Raw genomic sequence first — 20,476 nt, 5'->3', positions numbered from 1 at the left:
GTCCGCTCACGCGGGCAGGTACCCGCCGTCGCGCAGGTCGCCGACGAAGGCCGTCCAGGCGAGGTAGGCGATCACCGCGAGGACGATCGCGAGGTAGCCCAGCACGAAGCCGGCGACCGCGAGACCGCGGCCGCGCTGTCCGGAGCGTCGGGCCTGGGCGAAGCCGATGTGGCCGAGGACGATGGCGGCGGGCGCCAGCCCCAGCAGTCCGCACACCAGAGCCGCGACCGCGAGCGGATTCATCGGCGGGCGGCGGGGCGGGAGACCGGGGTAGGGATCGGCGGCGGCCGTCGGCGGCGGGTAGGCCGCCGACGGCTCGCCGAGCGGAGGGGCGAACGGCGCGGGCGCCGGTCCGGTCTGCGGTCCGGGCGCGGTGTCGTCGGTCACGGTGTCCTCCTGGTGGTGCGGGCGCCCCCGAGCCTCGGAGGCGTGTCGATCAGTACCCGGTCGTGGGCATGGTCGCCGCGATCGAGAAGAGCGCGACGAACGAGATGATGGTGATGATGATCGCGACGAAGCCGATGATGACGGCGGCGAGGGCGAGGCCGCGGCCCTTCTCCCCCGTGCGCTTGATCTGCGACAGGGCGATGAAGCCCAGCACGATGCCCACGATGGAGACGAAGAACGAGGCGATGAAGCCGATGATCGCCAGGATGTTGTAGCGGTCGGACGCGGGCGTGTACGGAGTGGTCATGGAATCCCCCAGGGTCAGGAACGAGCGGATGCGGCCAAGAGTGGCAGTGGCACGATCCGCCTGTCAAAAAGCTGGACGGCGCTTGCGCGGCCCGGCCGCCGCCCGGTAGAGGCCTCAGCGGACCTGGATCTCGGTGACCGGGAGGGTCGAGTCGGCCCCGAAGCCGAGCCCCGACGGCGGATGCCCCGCCTCGATCAGCTGCGCCGCCAGTGCGGCGATCATCGCGCCGTTGTCGGTGCAGAGCGAGAGCGCCGGGATCCGCAGGGTCACTCCCGCGGCCGCGCACCGCTCCTCCGCCAGAGCGCGCACCCGGGCGTTGGCGACCACGCCGCCCCCGAGCAGGAGGCGCGGCACGCCCCGGTCGCGGCAGGCGGCGAACGCCTTCGTGAGCAGGACGTCGGCGACCGCCTCGCGGAAGCTCGCCGCGACGTCGGCCACGGGCACCTCCTCCCCCGCGTCCTGGCGCTTCTCGACCCAGCGGGCGACCGCGGTCTTCAGCCCTGAGAACGAGAAGTCGTAGCGGTGGCGCTCGAGGTCCTTCGGCAGGCTGAGCCCGCGGGGGAAGCGGATCGCCTTCGGGTCCCCGTCCGCCGCCACCCGGTCGATCTGCGGTCCGCCGGGATAGGGCAGGCCCAGGACGCGCGCCACCTTGTCGAAGGCCTCGCCGGCGGCGTCGTCGATGGTCTCGCCGAGCAGCTCGACGTCCGACACCAGATCGCGCACGTGCAGGAGCGAGGTGTGCCCGCCCGAGACCAGCAGCGCGATCGTCGGCACCTCGACGGGGCTGCCCTCGCTGCCGTCGGCCCGGAGGACGTCGGCTCCCACATGTCCGACGAGGTGGTTCACGGCGTAGAGCGGCAGGCCGAGCGAGACGGCGAGCGCCTTCGCCGCTCCGACGCCGACCATGAGTGCGCCCGAGAGTCCCGGTCCGCTGGTGACCGCGATCGCGTCCAGGTCGCCGAGCGCGACACCGGCCTCGGAGAGCGCCGCGTGCAGGGCGGGCTCGAGCGCCTCCAGGTGCGCCCGGGCGGCCACCTCGGGCACGACGCCGCCGTAGCGGGCGTGCTCCTCCATCGAGGAGGCGATGGTGTTCGAGAGCAGCGTCGTGCCGCGGACGATGCCGATCCCCGTCTCGTCGCAGCTGGTCTCGATGCCGAGGACGAGGGGTCCGGTGCTCACGGGGTCTCCTGGGTCGGGGTCGGCGGCAGGCGCATCACGATCGCGTCCACTCCGTCGGGCTGGTAGTAGGCGGGGCGGACGCCGATCTCCTCGAAGCCCTCCGAGCGGTAGAGGGTCTGCGCGGCGGGGTTGTCGGCGCGGACCTCGAGGAAGACCTCGCGGGCGCCTCGCTCGCGGGCCGCCTCGAGGAGCGCGCGCAGCAGTCGGCGGCCGAGGCCGGTGCGGCGGACCCGGGCGACGACCGCGATCGTCTGCACGTCGCCCTCGTGAGCGCCGACGGGGCAGAGGAGCCCGGCGTAGCCGACCACCTCGCCGTCCTGCTCGGCGACCAGGTACCGGGTGTGACGGCTCCGGATCTCCTCCGCCATCATCCCCCGCGACCAGGCGTCGCCGACGAACTCGGACTGCTCGATCGCCATGACGGCGTCGAGGTCGTCCGCCTGCGCGTCGCGGAGCACGGCCTCGCTCATGCGGTCACCCGCTTGGGGCCGGCCGACAGCGTGACGTCGGGCGAGCGGAGGTAGAGGGGCTCGTCCGCGGCACCGGGCCGGCCGGCCGCGCGCAGGCGGGCGGCCACGACTCCGAGCTCGCCGGCGGAGACCGACTCGGCCTCCAGGCGCGGGAGCTCCGGATGCGGGAGGGCCGGCGGCTTGTCCAGGCCCGGGCCGGCGAGGCGGACGGGGAGTCCCTGATCGTCGAGCCCGTCGTAGGCGCTCCAGTACAGCTCGCGGCGGCGGGCGTCGGTGACGACGAGGAAGCCGGCGGCGCGCCCGTGCCGCAGCGCGGCGAGCGCGATCGCGTCGTGCGAGACCACGGGGAGGGTGGGGACGCCGCGGCCGAGCGCGAAGGCCCGGGCGGCGGCGATCCCGACCCGGAGGCCGGTGAAGGGGCCGGGGCCCATGCCCACGGCGACCGCCTCGATGCCCCCGGGAGCCACGTCGGCCGCCTCGAGCGCCTCCTGGATCAGCCGGCCGACCACCTCCGCGTGGCGCATGGTGTCGGTCTCGGTGCGCTCCGAGCGCACGGCGCCAGCGGAGTCGACGACGGCGACGGAGGTTCCGGAGGAGGTGTCGATCGCGAGGAGCACGCGTCCAGGGTACCCGCGGGCTCAGCTCCAGCCGGTGCCGCGGAAGCGGACGGTCCGCGGCTCGATCGGCTCCTCGCCCTCCTCGGCGTCGGAGCCGGCGGTCGGCCGCTCGATGACCACGTCGAGCCAGGACTCCGCGACGCCGTCCAGCATCCCGGCCCCCCACTCCACGACGACCACCGAGCGCGCCGGATCGAGGTCGAGGTCGTCGAGCTCGACCGGCGAGCCCACGCGGTAGGCGTCGACGTGCACGAGCGGCGGCCCGTCGTGCAGCGGCGGGTGCGTCCGCGCGATCACGAAGGTGGGGCTCGTCACGGGACCCCGCACGTCGAGGCCCTCGCCGAGCCCGCGCGTGAAGGTCGTCTTGCCCGCGCCGAGCGGCCCCGTCAGCACCAGCAGGTCGCCGGCGCGCAGCACTCGGCCGAGCTCGCGGCCGAGCTCCGCCATGGCCTCCGGATCAGCGACCTCGACGACGCGGTCCGCGAACCAGGAGCGCTCAGGCACGGCCGTCCGCCGCGCTCAGCAGCCGCCGCTGGACGCGCGGCCCGAGCCGGGTGACCAGCTCGTAGTTGATGGTGCCGCACCACCGCGCCCACTCGTCGACCGAGGGGACGCCGGTCGTCGGGTCGCCCCAGAGCGTCACCGGGTCGCCCGTCGCAACGCCCGCATCCCCCACGTCGACGACGAACTGGTCCATCGCGACCCGCCCGGCGATCCGGTGGCGGCGGCCGCCGATCGAGACCTCCGCGACACCGGAGGCGCTCCGCGGGATGCCGTCCGCGTAGCCGAACGGCACGAGCGCGAGGGTCGTCCCGCCCTCGGCCCGCCAGGTGTAGTCGTAGCTCACGCCGGTCCCGTGGGGCACCCGGCGGACGCCGGCGACGCGGCCCTGGAGCGTCATCGCCGGGACGAGCCCGAGCTGGAGAGAGGTCTCGTCCTCGAACGGCGAGAGTCCGTAGAGGGCGATGCCGCTGCGCACCATGTCGAGGCGTGCCTCCGGAAGGCGCAGCGCCGCCGCCGTCGCCGCGAGGTGCAGGACCGGCGCCTGCACCCCGTGCGCGGCCAGCACGGCCTCGGCGCGGCGGAGGAGCGCGAGCTGGGCGAGGTCGTCCTCGCGCGAGGTGTTGGACAGGTGCGAGAACAGCCCGGTGAGGTGGACGGTGCCGCGAGCGCTGTGACGGGCGAGCGCCTCCGCCAGGTGCGGCCACTCCTCCTCCGCGGCGCCGTTGCGGCTGAGGCCCGTGTCGACCTTGAGCTGCACGGCCGCGCGCACTCCGCGGTCCTCCGCCGACTGTGCGAGCGTGCCGAGCTGGTCGACCGAGGAGACGGCGACGTCGATCGAGTGCTCGAGCGCCGCATCGAAGTCCTCGCCGGGGTCGTGCAGCCAGCAGAGGATCGGAGCGACGACGCCGGCCTCGCGCAGGGCCACGGCCTCCCGCAGCTCCGCGGTGCCGAGGGCGTCCGCGCCGCCGTCGAGCGCCGCCTGCGCCGCGGCCAGGGCGCCGTGCCCGTAGCCGTTGGCCTTGACGACGGCCATGAGCCGGCGAGCGCCGGTGAGCTCGCGCAGACGCGCGGCGTTCGCCGCCATCGCGTCGACGTCGATCACCGCCTCGCGGTACGACGCAGGGACGCTCACGACTCGGCCACCACGAACGCGCAGGCGACGCCCGCGTCGTGCGTCATCGAGAGGTGCACGCGCGTGATCCCCCGCGCCTCCGCGGCCGCCCGGGCCGGGCCGTGCAGCGCGAAGGACGGATTCCCGTGCTCGTCCCGCTCGACGACCATGTCGTGCCACCCGGCGCCCACGGAGTCGCCGAGCGCCTTGATCAGCGCCTCCTTGGCGGCGAAGCGGCCCGCCAGTGAGGCGACGGGGAGCGAGCGTTCGCTCTCGGCGAACAGCCGGTCGCGGAGCCGGGGCGTGCGCGTCAGCGAGCGCTCGAAGCGCGCGAGGTCCACGACGTCCACCCCGATCCCCACGATCACGGCTCGATCACTCGACCGTGACCGACTTGGCGAGGTTGCGCGGCTGGTCGACGTCGAGGCCCTTGGCGGCGGCGAGCTCCATCGCGAACATCTGCAGCGGGGTGACGGCGAGCAGCGGCTCGAACAGCGGGTCGGCGAGCGGGATCGGCACGACCTCGTCGGCGATCTGGATCGCGGCCGTGTCGCCCTGCTCCGCGATCGCGATGACGCGGGCGCCGCGGGCCTTGATCTCCTGGATGTTCGAGATCACCTTTCGCTGCAGCTCGTACGACTCGCTCGGGCTCGGCACGATCACGAACACGACCTGGCCCGGCTCGATCAGCGCGATCGGGCCGTGCTTGAGCTCGCCCGCCGCGAAGCCCTCGGCGTGGATGTAGGCGAGCTCCTTGAGCTTCAGCGCGCCCTCGAGCGCCACCGGGTAGCCGACGTGGCGGCCGAGGAACAGCACCGCGCGGGTGTCGGCCATCCAGCCGGCCAGCTGGGCGATGTCGTCGGAGGCGTCGAGCACGCGGGAGAGCTTCTCCGGGATCGCGGCGAGCTGGGCCGCCTGCGAGGCGACGAGCTCGGTGGAGGCGGCTCCGCGCACCGCGGCCAGATGCAGCCCGAAGAGGTAGAGCGCCGCGATCTGGGCGACGAAGGCCTTGGTCGAGGCGACCGCCACCTCGGGTCCCGCGTGCGTGTAGAGCACGGCGTCCGACTCGCGCGGGATCGTCGCGCCCTGGGTGTTGCAGACCGAGAGCGTCTTGGCGCCGTGCTCGCGGGCGTACTTGACCGCCATCAGCGTGTCCATCGTCTCGCCGGACTGGCTGATCGAGACGACGAGGGTGCGCGGGGTGAGCACCGGGTCGCGGTAGCGGAACTCGTGGCTGAGCTCGACCTCGACGGGGACGCGCGCCCATTTCTCGATCGCGTACTTGGCGACCATGCCCGAGTAGGCGGCCGTGCCGCAGGCGATGATCGTGATGCGGTCGATCTCCGTCAGCACCGGACCGAGCGCGTCGAGCTCGGGCAGCGTGATCGCGCCCTCGTGGATGCGGCCGCGGAGCGTGTTCGCGACGGCCTCGGGGCCCTCGGTGATCTCCTTCGCCATGAAGCTCGACCAGCCGCCCTTCTCGGACGCCGACGCGTCCCAGGCGATCTCGAACGGCTCGGTCTCGACGGGGTTGCCGAAGAAGTCGGTCACCGTGACGAGCTCCGGGGTGATCGTGACGATCTGGTCCTGGCCGATGGCGACCGCGCGGCGGGTGAACTCGACGAACGCCGCGACGTCGGAGCCGAGGAAGTTCTCCCCGTCGCCCAGGCCGATCACGAGCGGCGAGTTGCGGCGCGCGCCGACGACCACGCCGGGCTGGTCCTGGTGCAGGGCGAGCAGGGTGAACGCGCCCTCGAGGTGCGCGACGACGGCCTGGAAGGCGAGCACGAGGTCGCCGGTGCGGCGGTACTCGCGGGCGATCAGGTGCGCGGCGACCTCGGTGTCGGTCTCGCTCTCGAAGACGGCGCCCTCGGCGAGCAGCTGCTCCTTGAGCGGCTGGAAGTTCTCGATGATGCCGTTGTGGATGACGGCGAGCCTGCCCTCGTCCGCGAGGTGGGGGTGGGCGTTGCGGTCGGTCGGGCCGCCGTGCGTCGCCCAGCGGGTGTGGCCGATGCCCGTGGTGCCCTCGGCCAGCGGGTGCGCTTCGAGGTCGTCGACGAGGACGCTGAGCTTGCCCGAGCGCTTGCGGCTGTCGAGCTGCCCGTCGGCGTCGATCACGGCCACGCCGGCCGAGTCGTAGCCGCGGTACTCCAGACGCTTCAGGCCCCCGAGCAGCACGGCCAGGCTGTCGCGCTCACCGACGTATCCAACGATTCCACACATGCGCTCGATTCTAAGCGGCGCGGAGGCGCCTCCCGCGGCGTCGGGCACCCGGCGGGGCGGACGCTAGGATCGGTCCCCATGCCGTCGTCTCCTCGCGATCCCGCGCGCGACGCGCACCCCTCCCCCTTCGTCGAGATCGTCCGCTCCGACTGGGCCGAGCTCGCCCGCACCACGGAGCTGCCGCTGTCGGAGACCGAGGTCGTGCAGCTGCGGGGGCTGGGCGACCGGCTGAGCCTCACCGAGGTCGCGGAGGTCTACCTGCCGCTCTCGCGCCTGCTGAGCCTGTACGCCGGTGGCGCGCGGCACCTGCACCGCGCGACGAGCACGTTCCTCGGGGAGCGCGCGCAGCCGACTCCGTTCGTGATCGGCGTCGCGGGGTCGGTCGCGGTGGGCAAGTCGACGATCGCGCGCCTGCTTCGGGAGCTGCTCGCCCGCTGGGAGGACACGCCCCGCGTCGAGCTGGTGACCACCGACGGCTTCCTGCTGCCCAACCGCGAGCTGGAGCGCCGCGGTCTGATGAGCCGCAAGGGCTTCCCCGAGTCGTACGACCGGCGGGCGCTGCTCCGCTTCGTCTCGGAGGTGAAGGGCGGGGCCGCGGAGGTGCGCGCGCCGTTCTACTCGCACCTCTCCTACGACATCGTCCCCGACGCCGAGATCGTCGTGCGGCGGCCGGACGTGCTGATCGTCGAGGGCCTGAACGTGCTGCAGCCGCCGGTACCCGGTCACGGCCTGGCGGTGAGCGACCTGTTCGACTTCACCGTCTACGTCGACGCCCGGACCAGCGACATCGCGCGCTGGTACGAGGAGCGCTTCCTCACCCTGCAGCAGGGCGCGTTCGCGAATCCGAACTCCTACTTCCACCGATACGCGGCGCTCAGCCCGGATGAGGCCCGCGAGCGCGCGCGGAGCATCTGGGCCGCGATCAACGAGCCGAACCTGCTGCAGAACGTGCGCCCCACCCGCTCCCGCGCGAGCCTGGTCCTCCGCAAGCAGGCCGACCACACCGTCTCCTCGGTCCTCCTCCGCAAGATCTGACTGCGCCCCCGGTCGCTGTTCGCCGCCGCGCGCACCGCGCAGCCACCGACCTCCTCGAACCCCTCCACCGCAGGATCGGCGCAGGCTCGCCGCCACCCACGAGCCGTCAGCGTGAATCGCGTGCCAAGCGATTTTCGCGCGGCTAACGCGACCCGCTCCACCCGCGCAACGACCTCGCGAAGCCGACCGCGAGGTGCCGCGCAAGGAGCGGCCCCGCAACAAGCACCGCCGCGTGCCAAGCGATTCCCACGCGGCGAACGCGCCCCGCTCCACCCATCGCAACCACCTCGCGAAGCCGACCGCGAGGGGCCGCGCAGGGAGCGGCCCCGCAACGAACACAGCCGCGTGCCAAGCGATTCACCCGCGGCGAACGCGCCCCGCTCCACCCATCGCGACCACCTCTCCAGGCCGACCGCGAGGAGCCGCGCAGGGAGCGGCCCAACCCACGAGCCGTCGTGGGAATCGCGTGCCAAGCGATTCACCCGCGGCGAACGCACCCCGCTCCACCCGTCGCGACCACCTCTCCAGGCCGACCGCGAGGAGCCGCGCAGGGAGCGGCCCAACCCACGAGCCGTCGTGGGAATCGCGTGCCAAGCGATTCCCGCGCGGCGAACGCACCCCGCTCCACCCATCGCGACCACCTCTCCAGGCCGACCGCGAGGAGCCGCGCAGGGAGCGGCCCAACCCACGAGCCGTCGTGGGAATCGCGTGCAAAGCGATTCACCCGCGGCGAACGCGCCCCGCTCCACCCATCGCGACCACCTCTCCAGGCCGACCGCGAGGAGCCGCGCAGGGAGCGGCTCCCTAAGAGCGCAGCCGCTCGAGCACGACCGCGGCGAGCGATTCGGCGAGGCGGTCGGCCGTCTCCTGCGTCTTCGCTTCGACCATGACGCGCACCATCGGCTCGGTGCCGGAGGGGCGCAGGAGCACGCGGCCGTCGCTGCCGAGCTCGGCGGTGGCGTCGGCGACGGCGGAGGCGATGACCTCGTCGTCGCGGACGCCCTCGCGGTCGACGCCGCGCACGTTGAGGAGGGTCTGCGGGAAGACGGACATGACTGCGGCCAGGTCGGCGATCGTGCGTCCGGTCCGGGCCATCTCGGCCGCGAGCTGGAGGCCGGTGAGCACCCCGTCGCCGGTGGTGGCGTAGCGGCTCATGATGACGTGGCCGGACTGCTCCCCGCCGAGCGAGTAGCCGCCGTCGTTCATCGCCTCGAGGACGTAGCGGTCACCGACCGCGGTCTCGATGACGCGGATGCCGGCGTCGCGCATGGCGAGCTTGAGGCCGAGGTTGCTCATGACGGTGGCCACGAGGACGTCGTCGCGGAGGGCGCCGCGGCGGGCCATGGCTGTCGCGAGGATCGCCATGATCTGGTCGCCGTCGACGATGCGGCCCTGGGCGTCCACCGCGAGGCAGCGGTCGGCGTCGCCGTCGTGGGCGATGCCGATGTCGGCGCCGGCCGCGCGGACGGCCTCGGCGACGTTGTCGAGGTGGGTGGAGCCCACTCCGTCGTTGATGTTGAGGCCGTCGGGGTCGTTGCCGATGACGGTGACGGTCGCTCCGGCGTCGGTGAACACCTGGGGCGAGATGCCGGCGGCGGCGCCGTGCGCGCAGTCGATGACCACGTGCAGGCCGTCGAGACGGGTGCCCTCGAGGGATCCGAGCAGGTGGAGGACGTAACGGTCCTCCGCGTCGGAGAAGCGGGTGATGCGGCCGACGTCGGCTCCGGTCGGCGTGAGCGGGGGGACTCCGAGGGCCGCTTCGATGCGGTTCTCGAGCTCGTCCGGGAGTTTGCGTCCGCCTGCGGCGAAGAACTTGATGCCGTTGTCGGCTGCGGGGTTGTGCGAGGCCGAGATCATCACGCCGAAGTCGGCGTTCTCGTCGGCGATGAGGTAGGCGGTGGCGGGCGTCGGGATGACGCCGGCGTCGAGCACGTCGACTCCCGCGCTCGCGAGACCCGCCGCGACCGCGGCTCCGATGAACTGACCGGAGATGCGGGGGTCGCGGGCGAGCACGGCGACGGGCCGACGGCCCTCGGCCCGGGCGGCCGCTCCGAGTACACGGGCGGCCGCCTGGGCGAGGCCGAGAGCCAGGTCGGCCGTGACCTCGCGATTAGCGAGGCCACGGACGCCGTCTGTTCCGAACAGGCGCGGCATGGTGCGCAGTCCCTTCTCGAGCTGCTGGTCGTGCGGCCGTCAGGCCGCGTCGACTAGCGCTTCGAGAACTGGGACGCCTTGCGGGCCTTCTTGAGACCGGCCTTCTTGCGCTCGATGACGCGGGCGTCGCGGGTCAGGAAGCCCGCCTTCTTCAGGATCGCGCGGTTGTTCTCGCGGTCGATCTCGTTGAGCGCACGGGCGATGGCGAGGCGCAGCGCGCCGGCCTGGCCCGAGGGGCCGCCGCCGGTGATCTTGGCGACCACGTCGTAGGAGCCGATCAGGTCGAGCACCTTGAAGGGGTCGGTGATCAGCTGCTGGTGCAGCTTGTTGGGGAAGTACTCCGCGAACTCGCGGGCGTTGACGGTCATGCCGCCGTTGCCGGGGACGAGTCGCACGCGGGCGATGGCCTGCTTGCGTCGGCCCACGGCTGCGCCGGAGACGTTGAGGACGGCGCGGGGCGTCGTGGACGCCTCGGTGGCCGGGCTTTCGGTGGAGTAGCTCTCGGGAGCCACGTCGATCTGGTCTGCGATCTTCGCCACGGTGTAGGTGATCCTTTGTCTTCGAAGTCTGGGGTGTCGGGGAGGGCCGGAGCCTACTGGGCGACCTGGGTGAAGGCGTACGCCTGCGGCTGCTGGGCCGCGTGGGGGTGCTCGGATCCCGTGTAGACCTTCAGCTTGCGCAGCTGGGCGCGGCCGAGGGAGTTCTTGGGGAGCATGCCGCGGATGGCCTTCTCGACGGCGCGGACCGGGTTCTTCTCGAGGAGCTCGGCGTACGTGGTGGCCGAGAGGCCGCCCGGGTAGCCGGAGTGGCGGTAGGCCTTCTTCTGGAGGAGCTTCTGGCCGGTGAGGGCGACCTTCTCCGCGTTGACGATGATGACGAAGTCGCCCATGTCCATGTGCGGCGCGAAGGTGGCCTTGTGCTTGCCGCGCAGGAGCGCCGCGGCGTGGGTGGCGAGACGGCCGAGCACGACGTCGGACGCGTCGATGACGATCCAGTCGTGCTGGACGTCAGCCGGCTTCGGAGAAAAAGTGCGAGTCACGTGAGTGCTGCTTTCTGGTCGGAGTGAGGTGTTCGTGGATCCCGCTCCGTGGCCGTTCGACCCGCGAGGGGCCGAACCGATCCGGTGGAGGGCTCAACTTCGGGCGCTCGGCACACGGCCGAAAACACCAAGGGTCGACATTACAGCAAAGCCCCCGTGCGGCCAAGCACGGATCGTGGCGGCAGGGGCTCCGGCGGCGGGAGGTGCGACCCGAGCCGCCACGGGTCGCGGGGCGCGGTCGCGCACCCTCGCCTCACTCCGAGTCCTCCGGGTCCGGCCCCTCGGTCCGCACGGTGCGCTTCGCGCGGGTGAGCAGGGCCCGCTCGGCGAGCGCGTCGTCCTCGGGGTAGTCGACCTCGCGGAGGATGAGGCCGCGGGCCGGCATCACCGCGAACGCGTTGGTCCGTCGGGCGGCGTCCCGCAGCAGCGGGACCGCCCCCGCCTCGAGCTTCCCGGCGCCGACCGCGACGCACGCCCCCACGAGGGCCCGCACCATGCTGTGGCAGAAGGCGTCCGCGCGCAGGTGGGCGTGCAGGACTCCGTCGGCGTCTCGCTCCCAGGTGAAGTCGAGCAGGCTCCGGATGGTGGTGGCCCCTGCGCGGGCACGGCAGAACGACGCGTAGTCGTGCAGGCCCAGGAGCGAGCGGGCCGCGGCCGACATCGCGTCGAGGTCGAGGGAGTCGGTGATCCAGGTGGTGTACGTGCGGTCGAGCGGGTGGCGCATCGAGGAGGCGTCGGCCAGCCGGTACTCGTACCGCCGCCAGCGCGCCGAGAACCGCGCGTCGAACCCCTCCGGCGCCTCCGTCACCCGGTGCACCGAGACGTCGGTGTACTGCCCGAGGATCCCGCGGAGCCGCCGCTCCAGGATCGACGCGGGCGGGAACGGCTCCTCCCCCGGTCGGCGCCGGCCGGTGCTGATGCGGCCCCACTGCTCGGGGGTGAGGTCGACGTGGGCGACCTGGGCGCTGGCGTGCACGCCGACGTCGGTGCGCCCGGCGACCGTCACGGTCGGGTGCTGCTCGGAGCGCAGCACCAGGGCGAGCGACTCCTCGAGCACCCCCTGCACGGTGCGGAGGCCGGGCTGCTTGGCCCACCCGGAGAAGTGCGAGCCGTCGTAGGCCAGGTCGAGGCGGACGCGGTGGAGCATCAGACGAGTCTAGAGCGCGCCGTGGTCGCGGCTCAGGCGACCGCGAGCGGGACGTCGACGGCCGCCAGGGCCGAGACCGCCCAGCCGACCAGCGTCGACTGCTCGCCGACCGAGGAGACGATCCGCGCCTCCCAGCCGCCTGCGAGCACGGCCAGCTCGGAGGGAGCGGAGGCGATGCCCTGCACCCAGTAGGCGGCCGTGCCCAGCGAGACCGGCACGGCGCCGAGCGCCTCGCCCGCACCGGTGAAGGTCTCGACGAGGGGCCCGCGGTGCAGCGTCAGCACGACGACCGGGTCGCCGCCGTCGACGGCGTAGGAGCACGTGTCTCCCGCGGCGGTGATCGACACGGTGCCCGCCGTCGAGCCGGCCTCCTGCTCGACCAGGGAGGCGGGGAGAGCGGTCGCGCAGTCCACGCCCTCGCTCGACGGCACGGAGGGCACGGAGGACACGGTCGGTGCGGCCGACGGCACGGGGGTCGTGCTCGCGAGACCCGCCGACTCCGGCACGTCGATCACCTCGCCGGAGGCGCAGCCGCTCACTCCGCCCGCGAGTGCCAGGGCGAGGAGCGCCGCAGCGGCCGAGGAGCGCAGTCGCAAAGAAGTCCTCCGAGGATCGTCGGGGCGGACCCCGGGAGCGCCGGTCGTGACGCGGCCGCACCCGACGAGCGCAGCCGTGCCATCGTAAGCGACGATTCGCGCCACTCGGCCCCGTGGAACGACGAGAGCCCCCCGCCCCGGAGGGGACGGAGGGCTCTCGGCAGAGGGGGCGTGACTACTTGGTCGCGCCGGTCTCCTCGACAGGAGCGTCCTGCGCGGCGTCCTCGACGGGAGCGTCCTGCACGGGCGCCTCCTCGACGGGGGTCTCCTCGGCAGTGGTCTCCTCGGCGGGGGCCTCGTCCACCGGAGCGGACACGGGCGCCGTGGCGGTGCGCGACTTCTTCGCCTTGGGCGTGACGGGCTCGAGGACGAGCTCGATCACGGCCATGGGCGCGTTGTCTCCCTTGCGGGGGCCGATCTTGGTGATGCGGGTGTAGCCGCCCTCGCGCTCGGCGACGAGCGGAGCGATCTCGGTGAAGAGCTCGTGGACGACCGACTTGTCGCCGATCGTCGCGAGGACGCGACGGCGGGCGTGCAGGTCGCCGCGCTTGGCGAAGGTCACCAGGCGCTCGGCGAGCGGACGAAGGCGCTTGGCCTTGGTCTCGGTCGTCTTGATGCTCTTGTGCGTGAACAGGGCCGCGGCCAGGTTCGCCAGCAGCAGGCGCTCGTGTGCGGGTCCGCCTCCGAGGCGGGGGCCCTTGGTGGGCTTGGGCATGGGTTTACTCCAGTACTAAAGGGGTGTCAGCAGGTCGGACGCGAGGAGCCGGGGCTCCGGAGCGGAGGACCTAGATGCTCTCGTCGTCGTAGCTGTAGAAGTGGGCGCCGTCGAACCCGGGGACCGAGTCCTTGAGCGACAGGCCGAGCTCCGTCAGCTTCTCCTTGACCTCATCCACCGACTTCTGACCGAAGTTGCGGATGTTCATGAGCTGCGTCTCCGAGAGGGCGACGAGCTCATTGACGTTGTTGATGCCCTCGCGCTTGAGGCAGTTGTAGCTGCGCACCGAGAGGTCGAGGTCCTCGATGGGCATGGACAGCTCGGTCGAGAGGACCGCGTCGACCGGCGCGGGGCCGATCTCGATGCCCTCGGCCGCGTTGTTCAGCTCGCGGGCGAGACCGAACAGCTCGGTCAGCGTGCGTCCGGCGGAGGCGATGGCGTCGCGCGGCGAGATCGCCGCCTTCGTCTCCACGTCCACGACCAGGCGGTCGAAGTCGGTGCGCTCGCCGGCACGGGTGGCCTCGACGCGGTAGGTGACCTTCAGCACGGGCGAGTAGATCGAGTCGACCGGGATCTGGCCGGCCTCGGAGAACTCGCTGCGGTTCTGGGTCGCCGAGACGTAGCCGCGGCCGCGCTCGATCGTGAGCTCGAGCTCGAACTTCGCCTTGTCGTTCAGCGTGGCGATGACGAGCTCCGGGTTGTGGATCTCGACACCGGCCGGAGCCGAGATGTCCGCAGCGGTGACCTGGCCGGCTCCCTGCTTGCGCAGGTAGGCGGTGATCGGCTCGTCGTGCTCGGAGGAGACGACGAGTCCCTTGATGTTCAGGATGATCTCGGTGACGTCCTCGCGGACGCCCGGGACGGTCGTGAACTCGTGCAGGACCCCGTCGATCCGGATGCTGGTGACAGCGGCGCCGGGGATGGAGGACAGCAGGGTGCGACGCAGCGAGTTGCCGAGCGTGTAGCCGAAGCCGGGCTCGAGGGGCTCGATGACGAAGCGGGAACGGAACTCCGAGATGTTCTCCTCGGTGAGCGTCGGACGCTGTGCGATAAGCACTGATGATTCCTTTCGATCACGTGTCCGCTATATGACACGTGCGTTTGCGAGGTGTGGAGTTGTGAAAGAAATGCGCGATCCGCCGGTCGGCCGCACTCCCCGCCCGGAGGCGGTTCGTGCGGCCGGCCGACGGCTGCGAGTGCTGCTTAGACGCGACGACGCTTGGGCGGGCGGCAGCCGTTGTGCGCCTGCGGGGTGACGTCGTTGATCGAGCCGACCTCGAGGCCTGCGGCCTGGAGCGAGCGGATCGCGGTCTCACGACCCGAGCCGGGGCCCTTCACGAAGACGTCCACCTTCTTCATGCCGTGCTCCTGAGCCTGGCGCGCGGCCGACTCGGCGGCGAGCTGGGCGGCGAACGGCGTCGACTTGCGCGAGCCCTTGAAGCCGACTCCGCCGGACGAGGCCCAGCTGATGACGGCCCCGGAGGGGTCGGTGATCGAGACGATGGTGTTGTTGAACGTCGACTTGATGTGGGCCTGGCCCACAGCGATGTTCTTCTTCTCCTTGCGGCGCGGCTTGCGCGCGGCCGACTTGGGGGTAGCCAATTCTGTATCTCCTCTAGGTCCGTGTCGCCCGCGTTACTTGCGGCCGGCCTTCTTCTTGCCGGCGACGGTGCGCTTGGGTCCCTTGCGGGTGCGCGCGTTCGTCTTGGTGCGCTGTCCACGGACCGGGAGGCCGCGACGGTGGCGGAGGCCCTCGTACGAGCCGATCTCGACCTTGCGGCGGATGTCGGCGGCGACCTCGCGGCGGAGGTCGCCCTCCACCTTGTAGTTGCCCTCGATGTAGTCGCGGAGCGAGACGAGCTGGTCGTCGCTGAGGTCCTTGACGCGGATGTTGCCGTCGATCCCGGTGTCGCTCAGGGTCTTGAGCGCGCGAGTGCGGCCGACACCGTAGATGTAGGTCAGTGCGACCTCCACGCGCTTCTCGCGCGGGATGTCTACTCCTGCCAGACGTGCCATTGTGGCTTCTCCTGTGAGTGAGTGGAGGTGTGAAGCAGCACCGGTGCCTCGGCCTCCGACCGAAGGTGTCCTCGCCGTCCACCCCGGGGTCGCCGGGGTGCTGCGCGATTTCTGGTGCTGCGGGTGTGTTCAGTTGTGCAGTGGGGGCGGCACGCCGCCCCTGCGCTCCCTCGCGGAAGCAGCGGGACTAGCCCTGGCGCTGCTTGTGGCGGGGGTTGCTGCTGCAGATGACCATCACGTTGCCGTGGCGGCGGATGATCTTGCAGTGGTCGCAGATGCGCTTGACGCTGGGGTTGACCTTCATTGTTCTTGTCCTTGTTTTCGCTGGCGTCGTGCTCCCGGCGGATGCCGGGGCCGTTCCTTACAGGACACGCACGTCGCGAACGTCAGCGGAGCGAACGCCTACTTGTAGCGGTAGACGATCCGGCCGCGGGTCAGGTCGTAGGGGCTCAGCTCCACGATCACCCGGTCCTCGGGGAGGATCCGGATGTAGTGCTGACGCATCTTGCCCGAGATATGGGCGAGAACTTTGTGTCCGTTGGTCAGCTCCACGCGGAACATCGCGTTGGGGAGCGCCTCGACAACCGCACCTTCGATTTCGATGACACCGTCTTTTTTGGCCATAGCCTCACTGTCGTTCGGAAGTAGTGTGTGTACTGGTCGTGCGAATGTTTCCGCGACGAGCCACCACCGGGCGAGAGCCCGGATCGGGGTTCGCGGGCATGCCGGAGCACGCGCAAAACACCAAGGGTCGATACTACGCGAATCGCGGCCGCTCCGCCACCTCGGGCGTGTCGCCCCCTCCTCCGCCTCCGCGCCCGACGCGCGCCCCCTGCCCTGCCCTGCGTCCGCCGCCGCCTAGGCTGGCTCCGTCGAGCCGGAGGGAGAGCACATGGCGCGCACGACGAGGTCAGCGACCGCGAGGCGGAGCTGGTACTCGCACCCGGTGGTGACGGTCCTGGCGGCGATCGCGGTCATCGCCCTGGTGCAGACCTTCTTCGTGAAGGTGTACACGGTGCCGACCGGCTCGATGGAGAACACCCTCCAGGGCGGCGGATTCTTCGGCGACCGCATCCTGGTCGACCGCACCCTCGCCCTCCAGGGCGGGCCGGAGGAGGGCCAGATCGTCGTCTTCTCGCGCGACGCCGACTGGGGCGCGAGCGACGAGGCCGGCAGCCCCCTCTCCGAGATCGTGAAGACGTTCGGCGACGTCACCAGCATCGGCCCCTCCCACGAGGAGTTCCTCGTCAAGAGGCTGATCGCCGAGGGGGGCCACACCGTCTCCTGCTGCGACGCCGAGGGGCACGTGCTGGTCGACGGGAAGCCGCTGGACGAGTCCTACGTGTTCGAGGACTTCCCCTTCACCCCCGGGACCCTCGACTGCACGACGAGCCCCGCGTCCCTCCGCTGCTTCGACGAGTACGCCGTCCCCGAGGGCTCCCTCTTCGTCCTGGGCGACCACCGGTCGAACTCCAACGACTCGCTCGGCGAGTGCCGCGGCGCCGGCGGGCCGATCGACACGTGCGTGAAGACCGTGCCGATCGACAGGGTCACCGGACGCGTCTTCGCCGTGGCCTGGCCGCTCACGCGCTGGCGGCTGTTCTAGCGCTCCGCCCGAGCCGCCGCAGACGACGACGAGGTCCCCCGCGGGAAGCAGGGGACCTCGTCGTCGTTCACCGCCGTGCGGCCACGGGACTAGCCGCGGACGACCGCCACGACCCGGTCGAAGAGCGGATGCTCGGCCGTGAGGCCGGTGACCTCCGCCACGAACTCCTCCGGGGTGAGCGCGGCCAGCTTCTCGTGGAGCTCCACGCTCTGGGGGTCCTCGGGCACGTCGAAGCGCAGCGCGGCGCCGATCGCGGCGAGCAGTCCCTCCGGCGTGCGCCCGCGCTCGGCGAGCTCGGCCGCCGGTCCGATGAAGCGCTCGTGCCGCGACAGCTTCCGCAGCGGCTGGCGTCCCACCCGGTCGACCGTGTCGGTCAGGTACGGGTTCGCGAAGCGCTTCAGCGTCTTCTCGAGGTAGGCCTGCTGCTCCTCGTCGCTGAAGCCGTGCTTGGCCACGATGAGCGCCTTGGTGTCCTCGAGCGCGGCCTTGACCGCGTCGTGCACCTCGGGCATCGCCAGCGCGTCGGAGAGCTTGTGCGCTCCGGCCGCGAAGCCGGTGTAGGCGGCCGTCGCGTGGCCGGTGTTCACCGTGAAGAGCTTCCGCTCGATGAAGGGCTCGAGGTCGTCGACCCAGGTCGCGCCCGGGATCTCCGGCTCGGTGCCCTCGAACGGAGTGCGGTCGACGACCCACTCGAAGAAGCTCTCCACCGTCACGTCCAGGCCCTGGCCCGGGTCCTGGTTGGGGACGATGCGGTCCACCGCGGTGTCGGCGAAGACGGCGCGGGTGCGCAGGCGCTCCCACTCGTCCGCACCGAGGTTCGCGGCGACCTCGGTCTGCAGGAGGCGCGTGGCGTTGATCGCGTTCTCGCAGGCCATGACCGCCAGCCGCGGCGCCGACTCGTCGCGGGCCGCGAGGCCCTTCGCGATCACGGGGGCGACGAAGCGCAGGATGTTCGGGCCGACGGCCGTGGTGACGATGTCGGCGGCGGCGATCTCGCCGACGAGAGCCTCCTCGTCGGCGGCCGAGTCGATCGCGCGGAAGCGGTCGACGACGTGCGTGGCCGCCTCCTCCCCCACCTCGTGCACCTCGTAGCTGTCGGCAGCGGCGAGGCGGCCGATCAGCTCGGAGTTGACGTCGGCGAAGACGAGCTCGTAGCCGGCGCCGTGCAGGATCAGGCCGACGAAGCCGCGGCCGATGTTGCCGGCGCCGAAGTGGACGGCGGTGGGCATCAGGAGTTGACCTCGCCCAGCAGGCTGTAGAGCGACTGCGCGTCCGGGGCGTCGAGGAGCTTCTGCACCTCGTCCTCCTCCGAGAAGATGATCGCGATCTTGGAGAGGATCTCGAGGTGCTCGTTGTCGACGCCGGCGATGCCGACGACGAAGCGCACCTCGTTGCCGTCCCAGTCGATCGGCTGCGCATAGCGCACGAACGAGAGGGCGGAGGAGCGGATCTCGTCCTTCGCGTCGTTGGTGCCGTGCGGGATGGCGAGCAGGTTGCCCATGTAGGTCGAGACGGTCGCCTCTCGGGCGAGCATGGCCTCGTAGTAGGCGGGGGTGACCGCGCCGACGCCGACCAGCATGTCGGCGGCCTCCTTGATGGCGGCCTCCTTCGTGGTGGCGGTGCCGGAGGCGTCGATCTGTCCGATGGTGAGCACGTCGCTCATGGGGTGCGTCCTTCCGTGGAGGTGCTGACAGCGAGGGAACCCGCAGGGGCGAGCGGAGCGTGTCCGCTCTGTCGCACCCTACGGGTTCCCTCCGAATGGTTGGCGTACTACTTGCCGTGCTGCTCCGCGACCAGCGAGACGACCTCGTCGTACTTCGGGCTGTTCATGAAGTTGTCCACGGAGACGTGGATGGCGCCCGGAGTGCGCTGGCGGGCGCGCTCCGTGAGCTCGGCCTGGGTGATGACCAGGTCCACGTCGTCCTCGAGAGCGGCGATCGCCTTGTTGGTGACCGTGACGTCCTCGAAGCCCGCCTTCTTCATCTTGTTCCGCAGCACCGAGGCGCCCATCGCGGACGAGCCCATGCCGGCGTCGCAGGCGAAGACGATGTTCCGGACCTGGGTCGCGGTTGCCGTGGCCCCCGCGGTCGAGGCGCCGGCCGAGTCCTGCGGAGCGTTGGCGCCGCGGGCGTTGATGAGCGAGCCGACGGCGCTCTCCTTGCCCTTGTTCGCCTCGTTGGCGGCGACGGCGGCGGCGAGCTTGTCGTCGCCCTCCTGCTCCGCGGCCAGGTCGCGCTTGCGGCCGGACCGGATGATGACCGAGGCCACCAGGAACGACACGGCGGTCGCGAGGATCACCGAGAGGATGACGCCGAGGAAGCTGTCGTTCGCGGTCTGCAGGAGCACCGCGATGATCGAGCCGGGCGAGGCGGGGGCGCGGAGGCCGGAGTTGAACGCGACGTTCGTCGCGACACCGGTCGCACCGCCGAGGATGACGGCCGCGAGCAGCGCCGGCTTCATCAGCACGTACGGGAAGTAGATCTCGTGGATGCCGCCGATGAAGTGGATGATCGCCGCACCGGGAGCCGAGGCGCGGGCCGCGCCGACGCCGAAGAACGCGAAGGCCAGGAGCACGCCCATGCCGGGGCCGGGGTTGGCCTCGAGGAGGAAGAGGTAGGACTTGCCCGCCTCCTCCGCCTGCTGCACGCCCAGCGGCGTGAGGATGCCGTGGTTGATGGCGTTGTTCAGGAAGAGGATCTTCGCCGGCTCGATGAAGAGCGAGGTCAGCGGGAGCAGGCCCGCGTTGACCAGGAACTCCACGCCCGCACCGAGGGCGGTCGAGAGGCCGACCACGAGCGGCGCGACGCCCGCGAAGGCGAGGAGCGCGAGGAGGAGGCCGAGGATTCCGGCGGAGAAGTTGTTGACCAGCATCTCGAAGCCGGGCTTGATCTTGCCGTCCCAGATCGAGTCGACCTTCTTCATGAGCCACGCCGACAGCGGGCCCATGATCATGGCGCCGATGAACATCGGGATGCCGGCGCCGACGATGACGCCCATGGTCGCGATGGTGCCGACCACGCCTCCGCGGGCGCCGTAGACCATGCGGCCGCCGGTGTTCGCGATGAGGAGCGGGAGGAGGTAGGTGATCATCGGGGCGACGAGGCCGGTGTTGACCACGTCGGGATCCGTGCTCCAGCCGCCGAACTGCTGGACCCAGGTGGCGTCGATGCCGAGGAGCGGGAGCCATCCGGTCTGGATGAAGAGGGCCGTGATGAAGCCCCAGGCGATGAAGGCCGCGATGTTCGGCATGACCATTCCCGAGAGGAAGGTGCCGAAGCGCTGGACGTGGACGCGCGCTCCACCGCGCGTCGACGTCGCTGACGTCGTTGTCATGTGGTGTGTTCTCCGATTTCTAGGGGCGGGCGGGCGG

Annotated in this window: 25 protein-coding genes; 2 read left to right on the top strand and 23 right to left on the bottom strand. The window is 71.6% G+C overall.

All coding sequences use genetic code 11. The annotated features are described in order from the left end of the window. Nucleotides 1–6: 6 nt before the first annotated feature. The 9 genes from C5D66_RS14455 to glmS form a co-directional block, all read right to left on the bottom strand. The gene (locus C5D66_RS14455; protein ID WP_104234159.1) at nucleotides 7–387 is read right to left on the bottom strand and encodes a DUF4190 domain-containing protein; all 381 of its coding nucleotides are present in this window, start codon (nucleotides 385–387) and stop codon (nucleotides 7–9) included. 49 nt (nucleotides 388–436) lie between these two features. Further along, on the bottom strand, nucleotides 437–694 hold the full coding sequence (locus tag C5D66_RS14450) for a DUF4190 domain-containing protein (protein ID WP_104234158.1): 258 nt from the start codon (nucleotides 692–694) through the stop codon (nucleotides 437–439). A gap of 114 nt (nucleotides 695–808) precedes the next feature. Next, complete coding sequence (tsaD, locus tag C5D66_RS14445) at nucleotides 809–1,873, bottom strand: tRNA (adenosine(37)-N6)-threonylcarbamoyltransferase complex transferase subunit TsaD (protein WP_104256581.1); 1,065 nt, start codon at nucleotides 1,871–1,873, stop codon at nucleotides 809–811. Then, on the bottom strand, nucleotides 1,870–2,343 hold the full coding sequence (gene rimI, locus C5D66_RS14440; RefSeq protein ID WP_104256580.1) for a ribosomal protein S18-alanine N-acetyltransferase: 474 nt from the start codon (nucleotides 2,341–2,343) through the stop codon (nucleotides 1,870–1,872). The genes tsaD and rimI overlap by 4 nt, the downstream gene beginning before the upstream one ends. Continuing rightward, nucleotides 2,340–2,960 (bottom strand): tRNA (adenosine(37)-N6)-threonylcarbamoyltransferase complex dimerization subunit type 1 TsaB, encoded by a 621-nt coding sequence (gene tsaB / locus C5D66_RS14435; protein WP_104225011.1) that lies wholly within the window; start codon nucleotides 2,958–2,960, stop codon nucleotides 2,340–2,342. Before tsaB ends, rimI begins: the two co-directional genes overlap by 4 nt. 21 nt (nucleotides 2,961–2,981) lie before the next feature. Beyond that, nucleotides 2,982–3,407 (bottom strand): tRNA (adenosine(37)-N6)-threonylcarbamoyltransferase complex ATPase subunit type 1 TsaE, encoded by a 426-nt coding sequence (gene tsaE / locus C5D66_RS14430; RefSeq protein ID WP_104225016.1) that lies wholly within the window; start codon nucleotides 3,405–3,407, stop codon nucleotides 2,982–2,984. A 49-nt stretch (nucleotides 3,408–3,456) separates the two neighbouring features. After that, nucleotides 3,457–4,596 carry an alanine racemase gene (gene alr, locus C5D66_RS14425; protein WP_104256579.1) on the bottom strand — a complete coding sequence of 380 codons (1,140 nt, stop codon included), beginning with the start codon at nucleotides 4,594–4,596 and terminating at the stop codon, nucleotides 3,457–3,459. After that, on the bottom strand, nucleotides 4,593–4,943 hold the full coding sequence (locus C5D66_RS14420; protein WP_104256578.1) for a holo-ACP synthase: 351 nt from the start codon (nucleotides 4,941–4,943) through the stop codon (nucleotides 4,593–4,595). The genes alr and C5D66_RS14420 overlap by 4 nt, the downstream gene beginning before the upstream one ends. A 7-nt stretch (nucleotides 4,944–4,950) precedes the next feature. Beyond that, a complete protein-coding gene (gene glmS, locus C5D66_RS14415; protein ID WP_104227413.1) occupies nucleotides 4,951–6,798 on the bottom strand; it encodes a glutamine--fructose-6-phosphate transaminase (isomerizing) in 1,848 nt (615 codons plus the stop codon). A gap of 78 nt (nucleotides 6,799–6,876) precedes the next feature. Between glmS and coaA the strand changes: the two genes are divergently transcribed. After that, entirely contained in the window at nucleotides 6,877–7,833 is a 957-nt protein-coding gene (gene coaA / locus C5D66_RS14410) for a type I pantothenate kinase (protein ID WP_104234153.1), read from the top strand. A gap of 804 nt (nucleotides 7,834–8,637) precedes the next feature. On the opposite strand, the gene glmM is transcribed toward coaA, so the two are convergent. The 11 genes from glmM to infA all read right to left on the bottom strand — a co-directional run bounded on the left by glmM (nucleotide 8,638) and on the right by infA (nucleotide 16,124). After that, nucleotides 8,638–9,987 carry a phosphoglucosamine mutase gene (glmM, locus tag C5D66_RS14405; RefSeq protein WP_104256577.1) on the bottom strand — a complete coding sequence of 450 codons (1,350 nt, stop codon included), beginning with the start codon at nucleotides 9,985–9,987 and terminating at the stop codon, nucleotides 8,638–8,640. A 53-nt stretch (nucleotides 9,988–10,040) separates the two neighbouring features. Further along, nucleotides 10,041–10,526: a 30S ribosomal protein S9 gene (gene rpsI / locus C5D66_RS14400; RefSeq protein ID WP_104225004.1), complete on the bottom strand. Its 486-nt coding sequence runs from the start codon at nucleotides 10,524–10,526 to the stop codon at nucleotides 10,041–10,043. Nucleotides 10,527–10,579: 53 nt separating this feature from the next. Next, nucleotides 10,580–11,026 (bottom strand): 50S ribosomal protein L13, encoded by a 447-nt coding sequence (gene rplM, locus C5D66_RS14395; protein ID WP_104225003.1) that lies wholly within the window; start codon nucleotides 11,024–11,026, stop codon nucleotides 10,580–10,582. A 253-nt stretch (nucleotides 11,027–11,279) separates the two neighbouring features. Further along, entirely contained in the window at nucleotides 11,280–12,173 is an 894-nt protein-coding gene (locus tag C5D66_RS14390; RefSeq protein ID WP_104256576.1) for a tRNA pseudouridine(38-40) synthase TruA, read from the bottom strand. 32 nt (nucleotides 12,174–12,205) lie between these two features. Next, nucleotides 12,206–12,769: a hypothetical protein gene (locus tag C5D66_RS14385; RefSeq protein WP_104256575.1), complete on the bottom strand. Its 564-nt coding sequence runs from the start codon at nucleotides 12,767–12,769 to the stop codon at nucleotides 12,206–12,208. A 175-nt stretch (nucleotides 12,770–12,944) separates the two neighbouring features. Then, nucleotides 12,945–13,484: a 50S ribosomal protein L17 gene (rplQ, locus tag C5D66_RS14380; protein ID WP_104225000.1), complete on the bottom strand. Its 540-nt coding sequence runs from the start codon at nucleotides 13,482–13,484 to the stop codon at nucleotides 12,945–12,947. 70 nt (nucleotides 13,485–13,554) lie between these two features. Next, entirely contained in the window at nucleotides 13,555–14,541 is a 987-nt protein-coding gene (locus C5D66_RS14375) for a DNA-directed RNA polymerase subunit alpha (protein ID WP_104224999.1), read from the bottom strand. Between the two features lie 146 nt (nucleotides 14,542–14,687). Beyond that, entirely contained in the window at nucleotides 14,688–15,086 is a 399-nt protein-coding gene (gene rpsK / locus C5D66_RS14370) for a 30S ribosomal protein S11 (RefSeq protein WP_055787170.1), read from the bottom strand. Between the two features lie 33 nt (nucleotides 15,087–15,119). After that, nucleotides 15,120–15,500, bottom strand: coding sequence for a 30S ribosomal protein S13 (rpsM, locus tag C5D66_RS14365; protein WP_068251511.1), 381 nt, complete (start codon nucleotides 15,498–15,500; stop codon nucleotides 15,120–15,122). A gap of 187 nt (nucleotides 15,501–15,687) precedes the next feature. Beyond that, nucleotides 15,688–15,804: a 50S ribosomal protein L36 gene (gene rpmJ, locus C5D66_RS14360; protein ID WP_055787164.1), complete on the bottom strand. Its 117-nt coding sequence runs from the start codon at nucleotides 15,802–15,804 to the stop codon at nucleotides 15,688–15,690. A gap of 98 nt (nucleotides 15,805–15,902) precedes the next feature. Next, nucleotides 15,903–16,124 (bottom strand): translation initiation factor IF-1, encoded by a 222-nt coding sequence (gene infA / locus C5D66_RS14355; protein ID WP_022883252.1) that lies wholly within the window; start codon nucleotides 16,122–16,124, stop codon nucleotides 15,903–15,905. A 268-nt stretch (nucleotides 16,125–16,392) separates the two neighbouring features. Between infA and lepB the strand changes: the two genes are divergently transcribed. After that, complete coding sequence (gene lepB, locus C5D66_RS14350; RefSeq protein WP_104256574.1) at nucleotides 16,393–17,106, top strand: signal peptidase I; 714 nt, start codon at nucleotides 16,393–16,395, stop codon at nucleotides 17,104–17,106. Between the two features lie 89 nt (nucleotides 17,107–17,195). Here the strand turns inward: lepB and C5D66_RS14345 are convergent, their stop codons facing one another. The 3 genes from C5D66_RS14345 to C5D66_RS14335 form a co-directional block, all read right to left on the bottom strand. Beyond that, nucleotides 17,196–18,335, bottom strand: a complete 1,140-nt coding sequence (locus C5D66_RS14345; RefSeq protein ID WP_104256573.1) for a mannitol-1-phosphate 5-dehydrogenase — start codon at nucleotides 18,333–18,335, stop codon at nucleotides 17,196–17,198. Next, on the bottom strand, nucleotides 18,335–18,769 hold the full coding sequence (locus C5D66_RS14340; protein ID WP_104224996.1) for a PTS sugar transporter subunit IIA: 435 nt from the start codon (nucleotides 18,767–18,769) through the stop codon (nucleotides 18,335–18,337). The genes C5D66_RS14345 and C5D66_RS14340 overlap by 1 nt, the downstream gene beginning before the upstream one ends. 107 nt (nucleotides 18,770–18,876) lie before the next feature. After that, on the bottom strand, nucleotides 18,877–20,439 hold the full coding sequence (locus C5D66_RS14335) for a PTS mannitol transporter subunit IICB (protein ID WP_104224995.1): 1,563 nt from the start codon (nucleotides 20,437–20,439) through the stop codon (nucleotides 18,877–18,879). Nucleotides 20,440–20,476: the final 37 nt, after the last annotated feature.

Source organism: Rathayibacter sp. AY1B4 (genome assembly GCF_002932815.1).
Taxonomy (GTDB): domain Bacteria; phylum Actinomycetota; class Actinomycetes; order Actinomycetales; family Microbacteriaceae; genus Rathayibacter.
Note: the sequence above shows the minus strand (reverse complement) of the source record. Positions and strands in the feature narration are given on the sequence as shown.

Excerpts from the sequence above, each read along its gene's own strand:
- infA (WP_022883252.1), bottom strand. The coding sequence starts at position 16,124 with ATGGCCAAAAAAGACGGTGTCATCGAAATCGAAGGTGCGGTTGTCGAG.
- lepB (WP_104256574.1), top strand. The coding sequence starts at position 16,393 with ATGGCGCGCACGACGAGGTCAGCGACCGCGAGGCGGAGCTGGTACTCG.
- C5D66_RS14335 (WP_104224995.1), bottom strand. The coding sequence starts at position 20,439 with ATGACAACGACGTCAGCGACGTCGACGCGCGGTGGAGCGCGCGTCCAC.
- glmM (WP_104256577.1), bottom strand. The coding sequence starts at position 9,987 with ATGCCGCGCCTGTTCGGAACAGACGGCGTCCGTGGCCTCGCTAATCGC.
- rpmJ (WP_055787164.1), bottom strand. The coding sequence starts at position 15,804 with ATGAAGGTCAACCCCAGCGTCAAGCGCATCTGCGACCACTGCAAGATC.
- rpsM (WP_068251511.1), bottom strand. The coding sequence starts at position 15,500 with ATGGCACGTCTGGCAGGAGTAGACATCCCGCGCGAGAAGCGCGTGGAG.
- C5D66_RS14345 (WP_104256573.1), bottom strand. The coding sequence starts at position 18,335 with ATGCCCACCGCCGTCCACTTCGGCGCCGGCAACATCGGCCGCGGCTTC.
- rplQ (WP_104225000.1), bottom strand. The coding sequence starts at position 13,484 with ATGCCCAAGCCCACCAAGGGCCCCCGCCTCGGAGGCGGACCCGCACAC.
- glmS (WP_104227413.1), bottom strand. The coding sequence starts at position 6,798 with ATGTGTGGAATCGTTGGATACGTCGGTGAGCGCGACAGCCTGGCCGTG.
- tsaE (WP_104225016.1), bottom strand. The coding sequence starts at position 3,407 with ATGGCGGAGCTCGGCCGCGAGCTCGGCCGAGTGCTGCGCGCCGGCGAC.
- coaA (WP_104234153.1), top strand. The coding sequence starts at position 6,877 with ATGCCGTCGTCTCCTCGCGATCCCGCGCGCGACGCGCACCCCTCCCCC.
- C5D66_RS14340 (WP_104224996.1), bottom strand. The coding sequence starts at position 18,769 with ATGAGCGACGTGCTCACCATCGGACAGATCGACGCCTCCGGCACCGCC.
- rimI (WP_104256580.1), bottom strand. The coding sequence starts at position 2,343 with ATGAGCGAGGCCGTGCTCCGCGACGCGCAGGCGGACGACCTCGACGCC.
- C5D66_RS14450 (WP_104234158.1), bottom strand. The coding sequence starts at position 694 with ATGACCACTCCGTACACGCCCGCGTCCGACCGCTACAACATCCTGGCG.
- C5D66_RS14390 (WP_104256576.1), bottom strand. The coding sequence starts at position 12,173 with ATGCTCCACCGCGTCCGCCTCGACCTGGCCTACGACGGCTCGCACTTC.